At 64.2% G+C, this 14,094-nt stretch carries 9 protein-coding genes and 1 pseudogene; 2 read left to right on the top strand and 8 right to left on the bottom strand.

Going from position 1 to position 14,094, the window contains the following annotated elements; all coding sequences use genetic code 11:
• Positions 1–18: 18 nt before the first annotated feature.
• Positions 19–330, bottom strand: a complete 312-nt coding sequence (locus HWV67_RS10390; RefSeq protein WP_110968185.1) for a Nif3-like dinuclear metal center hexameric protein — start codon at positions 328–330, stop codon at positions 19–21.
• Positions 331–333: 3 nt separating this feature from the next.
• Complete coding sequence (gene purL, locus HWV67_RS10385) at positions 334–4,233, bottom strand: phosphoribosylformylglycinamidine synthase (protein ID WP_175651168.1); 3,900 nt, start codon at positions 4,231–4,233, stop codon at positions 334–336.
• A gap of 246 nt (positions 4,234–4,479) precedes the next feature.
• On the opposite strand from purL, the gene mltF reads away from it, so the two are divergent.
• Positions 4,480–5,940 carry a membrane-bound lytic murein transglycosylase MltF gene (mltF, locus tag HWV67_RS10380; protein WP_175651167.1) on the top strand — a complete coding sequence of 487 codons (1,461 nt, stop codon included), beginning with the start codon at positions 4,480–4,482 and terminating at the stop codon, positions 5,938–5,940.
• Here mltF and tadA read toward each other — a convergent pair.
• The 6 genes and pseudogenes from tadA to HWV67_RS10350 form a co-directional block, all read right to left on the bottom strand.
• Positions 5,937–6,416: a tRNA adenosine(34) deaminase TadA gene (tadA, locus tag HWV67_RS10375; RefSeq protein WP_110968183.1), complete on the bottom strand. Its 480-nt coding sequence runs from the start codon at positions 6,414–6,416 to the stop codon at positions 5,937–5,939. The genes mltF and tadA overlap by 4 nt on opposite strands.
• Positions 6,416–7,798 (bottom strand): multicopper oxidase family protein, encoded by a 1,383-nt coding sequence (locus HWV67_RS10370; RefSeq protein ID WP_175651166.1) that lies wholly within the window; start codon positions 7,796–7,798, stop codon positions 6,416–6,418. Before HWV67_RS10370 ends, tadA begins: the two co-directional genes overlap by 1 nt.
• Before the next feature lie 138 nt (positions 7,799–7,936).
• Positions 7,937–8,827, bottom strand: a complete 891-nt coding sequence (locus HWV67_RS10365) for an alpha/beta hydrolase (protein ID WP_175651165.1) — start codon at positions 8,825–8,827, stop codon at positions 7,937–7,939.
• Positions 8,828–8,892: 65 nt separating this feature from the next.
• Positions 8,893–11,121: pseudogene (locus HWV67_RS10360) on the bottom strand (TonB-dependent siderophore receptor).
• A 76-nt stretch (positions 11,122–11,197) separates the two neighbouring features.
• On the bottom strand, positions 11,198–12,544 hold the full coding sequence (locus HWV67_RS10355; protein ID WP_175651164.1) for a HAMP domain-containing sensor histidine kinase: 1,347 nt from the start codon (positions 12,542–12,544) through the stop codon (positions 11,198–11,200).
• Complete coding sequence (locus HWV67_RS10350) at positions 12,544–13,239, bottom strand: response regulator transcription factor (RefSeq protein WP_175651163.1); 696 nt, start codon at positions 13,237–13,239, stop codon at positions 12,544–12,546. Before HWV67_RS10350 ends, HWV67_RS10355 begins: the two co-directional genes overlap by 1 nt.
• 213 nt (positions 13,240–13,452) lie before the next feature.
• Between HWV67_RS10350 and HWV67_RS10345 the strand changes: the two genes are divergently transcribed.
• On the top strand, positions 13,453–14,070 hold the full coding sequence (locus HWV67_RS10345) for a glutathione S-transferase (RefSeq protein ID WP_175651162.1): 618 nt from the start codon (positions 13,453–13,455) through the stop codon (positions 14,068–14,070).
• Positions 14,071–14,094 lie beyond the last annotated feature (24 nt).

The raw sequence follows: 14,094 nt of genomic DNA, 5'->3' as shown, positions 1-14,094 counted from the left end.
ACTAAGCAGTTACCAAAATCAGATATCAGCCAATTTCCACGCCTCATATGCCGGCGTTTCATACGGATGACTCTGCTTCAGCGCACCGACGACCTGATGAATCAGGTCGTCGGCCACCACCAATTCCACTCGCCACTCTTCCACCTGCTCGACCACCCCGCTCTGCCCGATAAACGGCTGGCTGCCGTCCAACGGGCGGAACTGACCCTGGCCCAGCACTTGCCAGGCGCAGCAGTCGTAGTCGCCGATGCGCCCGCCACCCGCGGCGAACACGGCCTGTTTGACCGTGTCGACGTGGCTCGGCGGAACGAAGAAGGCGAGCTTGTACACCCTTTAGTTCACCCACACCCGCGCGTTGCGGAACATGCGCATCCAGGCGCCGTCTTCGTTCCAGTCGTCAGGACGCCAGGAGTTCTGCACAGCACGGAAGACCCGCTCAGGGTGCGGCATCATGATGGTGACGCGACCGTCGCGGCTGGTCAGGCCGGTGATCCCGCGCGGCGAGCCGTTCGGGTTGGCCGGGTAGGTTTCGGTGACCTTGCCGTGGTTATCGACGAAGCGCAGTGCCACGCAGCCGGACAGGTCGGCTTCGAGCAGGGCTTCTTCGCTGGCGAACTCGGCATGGCCTTCGCCGTGGGCGATGGCGATCGGCATACGCGAACCGGCCATGCCCTGCAGGAAGATCGAGTTCGACTTCTGCACTTCAACCATGGCGACACGGGCTTCGAACTGCTCGGAACGGTTACGCACGAAGTGCGGCCAGAATTCGCTGCCCGGCACCAGTTCGTGCAGGTTGGACATCATCTGGCAACCGTTGCACACACCGAGGGTGAAGCTGTCGGTGCGCTCGAAGAAGCCTTGGAAGGCGTCGCGGGCACGGCTGTTGAACAGCGCCGACTTGGCCCAGCCCTCACCGGCGCCGAGAACGTCACCGTACGAGAAGCCACCGCAGGCCACCAGGCCTTTGAACGCGTCCAGGTCGACGCGGCCGGCGAGGATATCGCTCATGTGCACGTCGATGGCGTTGAAGCCGGCGCGGTCGAAGGCTGCGGCCATCTCGACCTGACCGTTGACGCCCTGCTCGCGCAGTACCGCCACCTGTGGACGCACGCCTTTCTTGATGAACGGCGCGGCGATGTCCTGGTTGACGTCGAAGCCGAGCTTGGCGCTCAGGCCCGGGTTGTCTTCTTCCAGCAGCAGGTCGAATTCCTGATCGGCACACTGGGCGTTGTCGCGCAGGCGCTGGATCTGGTAGCTGGTCTCGGCCCACTGGCGTTGCAGCAGACGGCGCTGGCCGTCGAACAGCACTTCGCCATTGAGGCTGATGGAGACTTCATTGCTGTTGACCGGCTTGCCGATCACCGCAACGCAGTCTTCGCCCAGGCCGGCGGCGCTGAACTGGGCCAGCACGTCTGGCGTAGCGTCCTGGCGAACCTGGATCACCGCGCCCAGCTCTTCGTTGAAGAGGATGGCCGCGACTTTCTCGCGCTTGCTGGTCAGGGTGTCCAGTTCCAGGCTCAGGCCGCAGTGACCGGCGAAGGCCATTTCCAGCGCGGTGGTCAGCAGGCCGCCGTCGGAACGGTCGTGGTAGGCCAGCAGGTGACCGTCGGCGTTGAGGCCCTGGATCACCGCGAAGAAGGCCTTGAGGTCTTCGGCGTCATCGACGTCCGGCGCCTGGCTGCCCAGCTTGCCGTGGGTCTGCGCCAGGATCGAGGCGCCCATGCGGTTCTGCCCGCGGCCCAGGTCGATCAGGATCAGGTCGGTTTCGCCCTTGTCCATGCGCAGCTCTGGGGTCAGGGTCTTGCGGATATCGGTGACCGGTGCGAAGCCGGTGACGATCAGCGACATCGGCGAGGTAACGCTCTTCTCCGCGCCCTCGTCGCTCCAGCGGGTTTTCATGGACATGGAGTCCTTGCCCACTGGAATGGTAATGCCCAGCTCAGGGCACAGTTCCATGCCCACGGCCTTGACGGTGTCGTACAGACGGGCGTCTTCACCCGGATGGCCGGCGGCGGACATCCAGTTGGCCGACAGCTTGATGTCGGAGAGTTTTTCGATGCGCGAGGCGGCCATGTTGGTCAGCGTCTCGCCGATCGCCATGCGGCCGGATGCCGGAGCGTCCAGCAGCGCCAGCGGAGTGCGCTCGCCCATCGCCATGGCTTCACCGCTGTAGACGTCGAAGCTGGTGGCGGTCACGGCAACGTCGGCCACCGGAACCTGCCACGGGCCGACCATCTGGTCGCGGGCAACCAGACCGGTGATGGTGCGGTCGCCGATGGTGATCAGGAAGCTCTTGCTGGCCACGGCCGGGTGACGCAGGACGCGCTCGATCGAGTCGGTCAGTTCCAGCTGGGCCGGGTCGAAGTCATCGCCGAGCTCAGCTTCGCGGGTCACCGAACGGTGCATGCGCGGCGGCTTGCCCAGCAGGACTTCCAGCGGCATGTCCACCGGGGTGTTGCCGAAATGGCTGTCGGTGACGGTCAGGTGCGCTTCCTCGGTGGCTTCGCCGACTACGGCGAACGGGCAACGCTCGCGTTCACAGATGGCCTGGAAGCGCTCGAAGTCGACCGCGCTGACGGCCAGCACGTAACGCTCCTGGGATTCGTTGCTCCAGATTTCGTGCGGGGCCATGCCCGGCTCGTCGTTGGGCACGTTGCGCAGTTCGAAGCGGCCGCCGCGGCCACCGTCGTTGACCAGCTCCGGGAAGGCATTGGAGATACCGCCAGCGCCGACGTCATGGATGAAGGCGATCGGGTTGTTGTCGCCCAGTTGCCAGCAACGGTCGATAACCTCCTGGCAGCGGCGTTCCATTTCCGGGTTTTCCCGTTGCACGGACGCGAAGTCGAGGTCAGCGGAGCTTGCGCCGGTGGCCATCGACGAGGCAGCGCCGCCGCCCAGGCCGATCAGCATGGCCGGGCCGCCGAGCACGATCAGCTTGGCGCCGACGGTGATTTCGCCCTTCTGCACGTGGTCTTCACGGATGTTGCCCATACCACCAGCCAGCATGATCGGCTTGTGGTAACCGCGAACTTCTTCGCCGTGCGGGGTGTTGATCGACTGTTCGAAGGTACGGAAGTAGCCAGTCAGGGCCGGACGGCCGAACTCGTTGTTGAACGCGGCGCCGCCCAGCGGGCCTTCGATCATGATGTCCAGCGCGTTGACGATGCGCTCGGGCTTGCCATACGCCTGTTCCCACGGCTGTTCGAAGCCCGGGATGCGCAGGTTGGAAACGGTGAAGCCGGTCAGGCCGGCTTTCGGCTTGGCGCCGCGACCGGTGGCGCCTTCGTCGCGGATTTCGCCGCCGGAGCCGGTGGACGCGCCCGGGAACGGAGCGATGGCGGTCGGGTGGTTGTGGGTCTCGACCTTCATCAGGATGTGCACCGGCTCCTTCACCGCGCCGTACTGGCGGGTTTCAGGATTCGGGAAGAAGCGGCCGGCGACCGAACCGACGATCACCGAGGCGTTGTCCTTGTAAGCGGACAGAACGCCTTCGCTGTGCATCTGGTAGGTGTTCTTGATCATGCCGAACAGGCTTTTTTCCTGGCTTTCGCCGTCGATATCCCAACTGGCGTTGAAGATCTTGTGACGGCAGTGCTCGGAGTTGGCCTGGGCGAACATCATCAGTTCGATGTCGTGCGGGTTGCGCTTGAGGCCCTGGAAGGCGTTGACCAGGTAGTCGATTTCGTCTTCGGCCAGGGCCAGGCCCAGCTCGACGTTGGCCTTGGCCAGGGCGTCGCGGCCACCGCCGAGGATGTCGACGGCAGTCAGCGGCTTGGGTTCGGCGTGGCTGAACAGGCCCGCGGCCTCTTCCAGCCGGGCCAGCACCACCTGGGTCATGCGGTCGTGCAGCAGCTCGGCAACGCCAGCGGCGTCGGCTTCGCTCAGCTCACCACTGACATAGAAGGCAATACCCCGCTCCAGGCGACGGACGTTTTCCAGGCCGCAGTTGTGGGCGATATCGCTGGCCTTGCTCGACCAGGGCGAGATGGTGCCGAAACGCGGCATGACCAGGAACAGGCGACCGGCAGGTTCCTGTACCGGTACGCTCGGGCCGTACTTGAGCAGGCGCGCAAGCACTTGCTGTTGGTCGGCGGTCAGATCGCCGTCAACCTCGGCGAAATGAGCGAATTCAGCGTACAAACCACTAACAGCGGGGACTTTCTGGCTCAATTGCTCGAGTAATTTACCGTGGCGAAAGGCAGAAAGGGCAGGAGCGCCGCGCAGGATCAACATCGTCGGGACAGCCTCAGGAAGGGGGTGTGCTTAGAGGCCGTGCATTCTAGCCTAAACCTCTGCGTCAGGCACCCGAAACGCTGCATTGGCGGCCATCCGAATGTCGGCAAGTGCGTTCCAGGGCAGCCGTCCGTCCGTCGGCGGGCTGCAACTGCGCTGAAAAGTCGCAAGCACAGGCGGCGATAGCAGACAAGCTATCAGTTGTCGAGATATGGCACGGCAGGCCCTTTGCGTATACTGCACGTTATGTTTGCCCAGACTGCTTTGCGCCAGCGTTGCGCCAAATGGCTCATCGCAACCGGACTCTTCCTGATGCTCGGTGCCTGCGTTGAAAAACCCAGCACCCTCGAACGCATCAAGGAGGATGGTGTATTGCGCGTGGTGACCCGCAACAGCCCGGCCACCTATTTCCAGGATCGTAACGGCGAGACCGGCTTCGAATACGAGCTGGTGAAGCGCTTCGCCGACGATCTGGGCGTCGAACTGCAGATCGAAACTGCCGACAACCTCGACGACCTGTTCAGCCAGCTCGGCAAGCCATCAGGCCCGGTGCTGGCCGCCGCCGGCCTGGTCAGCAGCGAGCAGCGCAAGGGCCAGGCGCGCTTCTCCCACCCTTATCTAGAAGTCACCCCGCAAGTCATCTACCGCAACGGCAAGACCCGCCCCACCAATGCCGCCGGGCTGGTGGGCAAGCGCATCCTGGTGCTCAAGGGCAGCAGCCACGCTGAACAGCTCGCCGAACTGAAGAAACAGTACCCGGGCCTGGAATATGAAGAGTCCGACCAAGTGGAAGTGGTCGACCTGCTGCGCATGGTCGATGAAGGTCAGATCGACCTGACCCTGGTGGATTCCAACGAACTGGCGATGAACCAGGTGTATTTCTCCAACGTGCGGGTGGCCTTCGACCTCGGCGACGCCCGTGACCAGCGTTGGGCCGTGGCCGCCGGCGAAGACAACAGCCTGCTCAACGAAATCAACGAATTCCTCGACAAGGTGCAGAAGAACGGCACCCTGCAACGCCTGAAAGACCGTTATTACGGGCACGTCGACGTCCTCGGCTATGTCGGCGCCTACACCTTCGCCCAGCACCTGCAACAGCGCCTGCCGCGCTTCGAAAAGCACTTCCGCACCTCGGCCAAGCAGGAACAGGTGGACTGGCGCCTGCTGGCGGCGATCGGTTATCAGGAATCCATGTGGCAGCCGGAAGTGACCTCCAAGACCGGCGTGCGCGGCCTGATGATGCTGACCCAGCGCACGGCCCAGGCCATGGGCGTGTCCAACCGCCTCGATCCGGTGCAGAGCATCCGCGGCGGCGCCAAGTACTTCATGCACGTCAAGGAACAGCTCGACGATTCCATCAAGGAGCCGGACCGCACCTGGTTCGCTCTGGCCGCCTACAACGTTGGCGGCGGTCACCTGGACGACGCGCGCAAGCTGGCCGAACGCGAGGGCCTGAACCCGAACAAGTGGCTGGACGTGAAAAAGATGCTGCCGCGGCTGTCGCAGAAGAAGTGGTACAGCAAGACCAAGTACGGTTACGCCCGCGGCGGCGAGCCGGTGCATTTCGTCGCCAACATCCGCCGCTACTACGACATCCTCACCTGGGTGACCCAGCCGCAGCTCGAGGGCAGCCAGGTCGCCGAAGGCAACCTGCACGTGCCCGGCGTCAACAAGGACAAGCCGGCGGAGCAGACCCCGCCGCTTTAAGCCTTGGCTCTTCGGGCCTTGAAGAACTCGCTCAGCACCGTCCCGCACTCCTCCGCCAGCACCCCGCCTTCATAGAGCACCCGGTGATTGAGAAAACCCTGGGTGAAGAACTGTCCCTGGCTTTGCACGATCCCGGCCTTGGGCTCCAGCGCGCCATAAACCACGCGGTTGACCCGCGAATGCACGATCAGCCCGGCGCACATGCTGCACGGTTCCAGCGTCACATACAGAGTGCTGCCTGGCAGCCGGTAGTTGCTGGCGGCCTTGGCGGCGGCGCGGATGGCGACCATTTCGGCGTGGGCGCTGGGGTCGCTGTCGATGATCGGCCGGTTGAAGCCCTGGCCGATCACTTCGCCGTGCTGCACCAGCACCGCGCCCACCGGCACTTCGCCGAGAGCCGCGCCTTGGGCGGCCAGTTCCAGGGCCAGGCGCATGAATTCCTGATCGCGGCTGCGATCGATGATCTGCGGTCGCATCACACCACCGCGATCGCGGCCATCAGGCCGGTTTCCATGTGGTCGATGACGTGGCAATGGAACATCCAGGTCCCCGGGTTATCCGCCACCAGCGCCACCTGGGCGCGTTCGTTCTTGCCCAGCAGGTAGGTGTCGGTGAACCACGGCTCGACGATGTTGTGACGATTGGACCCGATGACCTTGAAGCTCATGCCATGCAGGTGGATCGGATGCTGGTACTGGGTCATGTTCTTCAACTCGAAGATGTAGCTTTTGCCCTTCTGCAACGTGGCGATCGGGCGGTCGGCGCAGGTCTTGTCGGTGATGTCCCAGGCCTGGCCGTTGATCTGCCAGAGGCTCGGCGGCCTGCCGTTGTCGGTATCCACCGAGACCTTGCCGGCCCATTCGAAATTGAAGTTGAGTTTCTCGGCGTTCTCCAGGTCCGGCTCGGCGACCGGGTTCGGCGGCAGCGCCGGCGGCCAGTCGCCCGGCGTGTCGGCGCTGGCGACCGAGCGCAGGGTGCCGAGGCGCACAAAGCCGTCGCGCAGGGACACTTCCTCGCCCACCTCGGGAATGCGGATCGCCAGGCAAATGCGCATGCCCGGGCCGAGCCAGTACTCGTCTTCCAGCGGACGCGGGGTGATGGGGTTGCCGTCGAGGGCATAGATCATCGCCTCGCAGTTGCCCTTGAGGTTGAGGCGGTAGGTCCAGGTGTTGTCGAGGTTGAGCAAACGCACCCGCACCACCTGCCCGGCCGGCAGCTCGCTCACCGCGTTGGCCTGGCCGTTGATGGTGATCAGGCGCCCGGCGGTGCCGTTGCGCGCTGCCTCGCGGGGGATGCTGAAAGGCAGGAAGGCGCCCTGCTCGTCCACATGCCAGGTTTTCAGGCTCAGGGTGCGCTCGTGTTTGAAGCCGGTCGGCTCGCGCTCCTCGACAATCAGCGGGCCGACCAGGCCGCGGCCGAGTTCCTCGCTGCTGCTGACATGGGGGTGATACCAGTAGCTGCCGGCGTCCGGCACGCGGAACTTGTAATCGAAGAACTCGCCCGGCTTGACCGGCAACTGCGACACGTAGGGCACGCCGTCCATTTCCAGCGGCAGGCGGATGCCGTGCCAGTGAATGGTGGTTTCCACCGGCAGGTGGGTGATGAAGCGCACCCGCAGCCAGGTACCCTGGCGCACCCGCAACTCGGTGCCCGGCGCCGACGGGCCGAAGGCCCAGGCCTCGGTCTTGAAGCCCGGCACCAGCTCGACGTCCAGCGGCGCGGCGATCAGTTCGTAGTCGTGCCCGGCGTTCTCGTCCTCGACCTTGCCCAGCCAGTAACGGGCCGCGCCACCGGCGCCCAGGCCAACCACCACCAGGCCGGTCAGCCCCTTGAGCATTTGTCGACGGGAAAAGGACATCGGAACAGGCACCTCGTACTCGCGGAAAACAACAGTCAGCCATTATCTGGCCAGCGTGAAGGGCGAATACGATACACCCGCATTTACTAAAGATTAAGTGAAGTCTTGTCGCAGGGAGGCCGGGGGACCTCCAACCAGTCAGCGAGACATCCGCTCGATCACCAGCCGCAACGACGCCGGCAACATCGGCCCGTGGTTCAGCCCTTCGAAGCGCTGGTAGCTGACCTGCAACCCCGGAACCTTCTGCAGATCGGCAACCAGCGCCCGCGCGGGTGCTTCCACATCACCCGTGCTCGGTCCGCGTGGCTGGGACGGTTCGGCGCTCCCGCGCATCAGCAGCAGACGAGGATGGCTGTCGCCCAGACGCGCCGACAAACCTTCGGCCTCGCGCACGATCGCCCCGTCCCGCCACCACAGCGAAGGACTCGCCGCCGCGTAATCACTGAACTCCCCAGTCCGGCGGAACAACGCGTGCAGCACGGCCAATCCGCCGTAGGAGTGGCCCCACAGCGTCTGGCGACGGCCATCAATCGGCGCAACGGCGGCAACCATCGGCCGCATGCGCTGATTCAACAGGTTAAAAAACTCATCCACACCGCCACTGGGCTGCCCGGTCAGCGGATCGACCTGCTCCGCCAGGCCCGGCACCGCCGGGGTGTAGTCATAGGTGCGGGCGTTGCGCTCGATGCGCTGCTCGGTCTGGTAACCCACGGCAACCAGCAACGGCGCTTGCCCGGCGGCCAGTTCGCGCAACTGCGGCGCTTGCAGGGCGCCGAGGGCGGCATTGCCGTCGAGCATCCACAACACCGGATAACCCGCAGCCGGCGCCGGACGATCCGGCTGGCCGATCCAGAGCTGGTAGTGGCGCTTGCCGTCAGCAGAATCCAGCGTGAGGGTGGTGAAGCGGTAAGCGGAATCCTTCTGTTGCAGCACGGGCGCGTCCATCTTCTGCTCGTGTTCCGGCTGCGCCAATGCAACAGAGCCCGACGCCATCAGCGCCAGGCTCAGAAATAACGGGGTGAGGTTCATCAGGCATTCTCGTTCTGTGCGCGATCAGCCGCCGCTTGCACAGGCAAGCGGCGGCTGTGGTCCTTTTAGAAGGAGGCAGTCAGGCTGGTGTAGAGCGTGCGGCCCGGCTCGTTGTAGGTAGCGGCGCCCGCACCGTCGATACCGTTCACGCCCTGGGCGTTGCCTTCGCGGAACAGGCGCTTGTCGAAGAGGTTATCGACGCCGGTGGTCAGGCTCAGGTTCTTGGTGAAAGCGTACGTGCCGCTCAAGCCCACCAGTGCATACGGCGACAACTGGTTGTTGCCGTTACCGGTCACGCGAGCACCGTGATAGTCATACTTCTTCGGCGTCTGCTTGCCATACCAGGCCACGCTGGCCTGCAGCGACAGCGCGTCGGTGGCCTGCCAGTCGAGCATTGAGTTGAGGGTGTACTTCGGGGTCACCGACAGGGTCTCGCCGGTGGTCTTGTTCTTCGATTGCAGCATGTAGGTGAAATTGTTGTTCCACTTCAACTGCTCGGTCAGCGGAATGGTCAGGGTGCCTTCGAGGCCTTCGACCAGCGCCTTCGGCACGTTTTCCCACTGGTAGATCGCAGAGTTGACGTAAGTGCCGGTGCCACCAGTCGCGCGGCCCACCGGGCTCATGCCGGACTCGATCTTGTTCTTGTAGTCGTTGCGGAAGTACGTCAGGCCGACGACCCAGCCGTCGTTCTGGTACTCGATCCCCAGTTCCTTGTTGATGCTGGTCTCGGCTTCGAGCTTGTCGTTGCCTTGCAGGTAGCAACTGGTGCTCTGGCCATAGCAGCCCTGGCCGCGGCTGTAGAGCAGGTAGTCAGGGTTGAGCTGATAAAGGTTCGGCGCCTTGTAGGCACGGGCGATACCGGCTTTCAGGGTGAGGGTGTCGGTCAGCGCGTGGGACAGGTTGAGCGATGGGCTCCAGTTGTCGCCGACGATGCTGTGGTGATCGAAACGCAGGGCCGGCGTGAGCATGGTGCCGGGCAGCAGTTCGATGTTGTCTTCAGCGAAGAACGAGACGATCTGCGCTTGCGAGCTGGTGTCGCGGCCGCCGCTGGTCAGGCCGCTGACCGCGCCGCCTTCGCTGGTGGTCTGGGTGTTGGCGCTCGGGTCATCGAGCTTTTGCTGGCTCCACTCGGCGCCGAGGGTCAGGGTCTGGTCACGCAGGGCGTGCAGCGGCAGGTTCACTTCGCCGTGGGCGGTGAGGTCGCGCAGGGTAGAGGTGTAGAAATCGGTGTTGCTGAAGATGCCTTCGGTGCCGCCGGCCAGGCCTTCGTTGATCCGCTGGTTGCGGGTCTTCTCGTATTGCAGGTAGGCCATGGTGCTGCCGAAATCCCAGTCGCCGCGATGGGTCAGCGCGTAGTTCTCGCGGTAAAGGATGTTGGTCTCGTGACCGAGCATGCTTTTCACGTTGGCGTTGGAGTTGGTGTTCTGGGTGTCACCGGTATAGATGTTGCCCTGGCGGCTGAAGCCTGCTTCCAGTTCCAGGGTCTGCTCGGGGCTCAGGTGCCAGCTCAACTGGCCGTTCACGTCCTTGTTGCGCACGCCTTCGCGGCCAGCCGGCAGCGTGCCGACCTAGTTACCGGTACGGGCGGATTCGTGGCCGGCGTTGATGTCCCAGTCATCCGAATCGGTTTTCGCCACGTTGCCGTAGACCCGGTAGCTGAGGCTATCGGTCAGCGGGCCGTTGAGCCCGAAGGTCACGCGCTTGCTGACGCCTTCTTCGTCGTGCTGCGGGAAGTTCTGGTAGACGGTCATGTTGCCGTGGGTTTCGGCACTGGCCTGCTTGGTGATGATGTTCACCACCCCGCCCATCGCGCCGGAGCCATAACGGGCTGCCGCCGGGCCACGGATGACCTCGATGCGCTCGACCTGATCGGCCGGCACCCAGTTGGTGTCGCCACGCGAATCGCGTTCGCCGCGCCAGCCGTAGCGCACCGAACTGCGGCTGCCGACCGGCTTGCCGTCGACCAGGATCAGGGTGTTTTCCGGGCCCATGCCACGAATATCGATCTGGCGGTTGTTGCCGCGCTGGCCGCTGGTGGAGTTGCCGGTCAGGTTGACCCCGGGCATGGTCCGGATGATCTGCGACAGGTCAGTGGCCGGCGGGCGCTTCTTGATGTCTTCGGCGGTGATGATCGACACGCCCGGCGCCTGCTTGGTCTCTTCCAGCGCGGTGGCAACGACGTTCTGGCTTTCCAGCTCGACGACCTGCGGCTCGGAAGCCGCCTGCACGGCGGTGGACAACAGGCAACTGGACAGCAGCAGGAAGGGAATGCGGGTGGCTGGGCGGGGCAACATCTTTCGATCTCCGGAACGTCGCGCTGTAGGCAAGAGATCACGAATGATAATGACTGCTAATTGAGAGTAAAGCTCATTAACTTTCTAAACATTCCTCGGCGACGGGCAGCACCAGATGCAGCACCAGGCCCGGATGGCCATTGCTGGCCCAAAGCGTGCCGCCTTGCAGGGCGATGCCGCGACGGGCGATTGCCAATCCAAGGCCAAAACCCGCGCCGCTGCCGGCCAGACGTTGGTAAGGCTCAAAGATGCGCTCGAGGTCGGCGTCGGCGACGCCCGGCCCCTGATCCGTCAATTGAAAGTGCCAAGTGTCACCTTCACGCACGCCCTCGAAGCTGACCGTGCCACCTTCCGGCGAGTGGCGAATGGCGTTGCGCAGCAGGTTTTCCAGCGCCTGGGCGACACTGTCCAGATGGCCCTGGATCCGGCAATCGGCAGCGAGCGTCGAAGGAAAGCGCGAGCGCGCCCAGCCGCTTTCGAAACAGGCGTCTTCACACAGCGCTTCCCACACCGAAAGCATTTGCACCGGCTCGGTGGACAACTCCGGTTGTTCGGTGTCCATCCAGGCCAGGTCGAGGGTGTCTTCCAGCAGCCGCTGCATGCCGTCCACTTCCCGGTTCAGACGCTCGCGCAGTTGCTCCGCCGGCACGCCGCTGTCATGGGCGATGCGCAACCGCGCCAGCGGCGTGCGCAACTCGTGGGACAACGTCCGCAGCAACAACCGTTGCTGATCGAGGCTGCGCCGCAAGCGCCCGGCCATATGTTCGAAAGCCTGGGCCAGTTCGCCCAGTTCATCGCGGCGCTCCTGCAACGGCAGGCCGGGGCTGTTCAGATCATCGGCACGCAACGCGTCGGCGCGGTCGCGCAGGCGATTGAGCGGCACCACCAGATGGCGATAGAGCGCCAGCCCGAGCAGCAACGCCAACACCGCCGGCGCTATACCGTGGGTGACCAGATGGGTCCAAGGCGTCAGGCCGGTGGGTAGCAAACGCTCCGGCAACTGAATGACCAGCCGGCCGTCTTCGGGATGCTCGGGAAACTCGATGCTGACATACGGCAATTCATCCTGCAGCCGCCGGCTCATGGGCCAGTCGAGCTTGCGCATGAAGGTCAGGTGGCTGGCATCGTCAGCGGTCAGCGGCGTGGTGCCGAGGCTTTGCAGATAGGGCCCGACCAGCGCCACCCAGGTGTCTTCCTGCTGTGCGAGCTGCTTGCGGTAAGCCTCGGCACCTTCGGCTCCGCCGTCGCGCCAGGCCTGTTCAGCCTGCTCGGCATAACGGGCCAGATAGCGTTGATCGGCCGCGCTGAGAAAGTAGGTGCTGCGCTCCACCGACAGGCCCCAGGTCCAGATCAGCCACGTCAGCAACAGGCAGAAGCTCACCAGTATCAGGGCCAGCTTCCATAACAGCGGATGACGACGCATCAGGACGGCTCCGCTTCCACCAGGATGTAGCCCTGACTGCGCACCGACTGGATTTGCACATGGGCCGCGCCGATGGCGGTCAGCTTGCGCCGCAGGTTGCAGACATGCACATCGAGGCCACGGTCCAGTCGGGTGTAGGCACGGTGCAGCACCGTCTGATAGAGAAACGCCTTGCTCAACGCCTCCCCGGGATGAGCGCGCAGCGTCGACAGCAAACGAAATTCGGAACCGGTGAGCCCGGCGTTGCGGCCCTGATGAATGACGTCCTGACGCTCCTGATCGAAGGTCAGCGAACCACTGTCGCTGCCCTGCTCGTCGCGCCGCCGATCCAGCGCCACCCGCCGCAACAGCGCATCCACCCGCGCATCCAGCTCGGCGAGGCTGAACGGCTTGGGGAGGTAGTCATCGGCACCGCGGGTGAACCCGCTGATGCGGTCCTGCTCGGCGCCAAGGGCGGACATCAGCATCACCGGCACCGACTGATGCCGGCGCAGAGTATCCAGCAGGCTCAGGCCATCGATCCCCGGCAGCATGATGTCCAGCAGCATCAGGTCGAAGCCGCCCTGCTCCATTGCCGCCAGGGCCTGAGTGCCGTTTTCGCAGGCATGGACCTGAAACCCACGGCGCTGGAAATGGTGCTCGAGGTCCTGACGCAGGTTGAGGTCGTCTTCGGTAAGGAGAAGTCTGGGGGACACGGACAGTGCTCTGGATGGGCAGTGATTGCAATTGCGAATCATCCCACCGCGAGGTTGGTTCGGGCAATGCCTCCGGTCAGGCATCGAAAACGGGATTATTCCACCCAGTGAAATAAAGAACTCACCACAACGCGTATTCCGCCGAAAAGCGTTCGATCCCACACTGGAGGCACGGATCGGGAATCAACCCGCCCCGCAGTCAGGAGCCGAACCATGAAAATTCACCACCATCCCCTGTCGGGCCACGCCCACCGCGCCGTGTTGTTCGCCTCGCTGCTGGGCGTGCCCCATGAGCTGGCGCTCGTCGATCTGGCAGCCGCTGCACACAAGGCGCCCGCGTTTCTGGCGCTCAATCCCTTCGGCCAGATTCCAGTGCTGGAAGATGGCGAGATCGTAATCGCTGATTCCAACGCGATCCTCGTCTATCTCGCGAAGAAAGCCGGCCGCAGTGACTGGCTGCCGGAAGACGCACCCGGCGCGGCACAGGTTCAGCGCTGGCTGTCGGTCGCGGCCGGCGAACTGGCTTACGGTCCCGCAGCGGCCCGGCTGATCACCGTGTTCAACGCCAGCTTCAATGCCGATGAAGTGATTGCCCGGGCCCATGTGCTGCTCGGCCGGCTGGAGCAGCATCTGGCCAACCGCGACTGGCTGGCGGCCGATCACCCGACCATCGCCGACGTCGCGATCTACAGCTATATCGCCAGCGCACCGGAAGGCAATGTCGACCTGTCCGCCTACCCCGCCGTCAACGCCTTCCTCGCTCGCGTGGAAGCGCTGCCCGGCTTCGTCCCCTTTGCCAAAACCCCGGCCGGCCTGACCGCCAACGCCTGACCAACGCTGCCCCACCCCACGGGA

The sequence above is a fragment of the Pseudomonas sp. Marseille-P9899 genome (assembly GCF_903166565.1).
Classification (GTDB): Bacteria; Pseudomonadota; Gammaproteobacteria; order Pseudomonadales; family Pseudomonadaceae; genus Aquipseudomonas; species Aquipseudomonas huaxiensis.
This window is presented reverse-complemented; position numbering and strand designations above follow the sequence as displayed.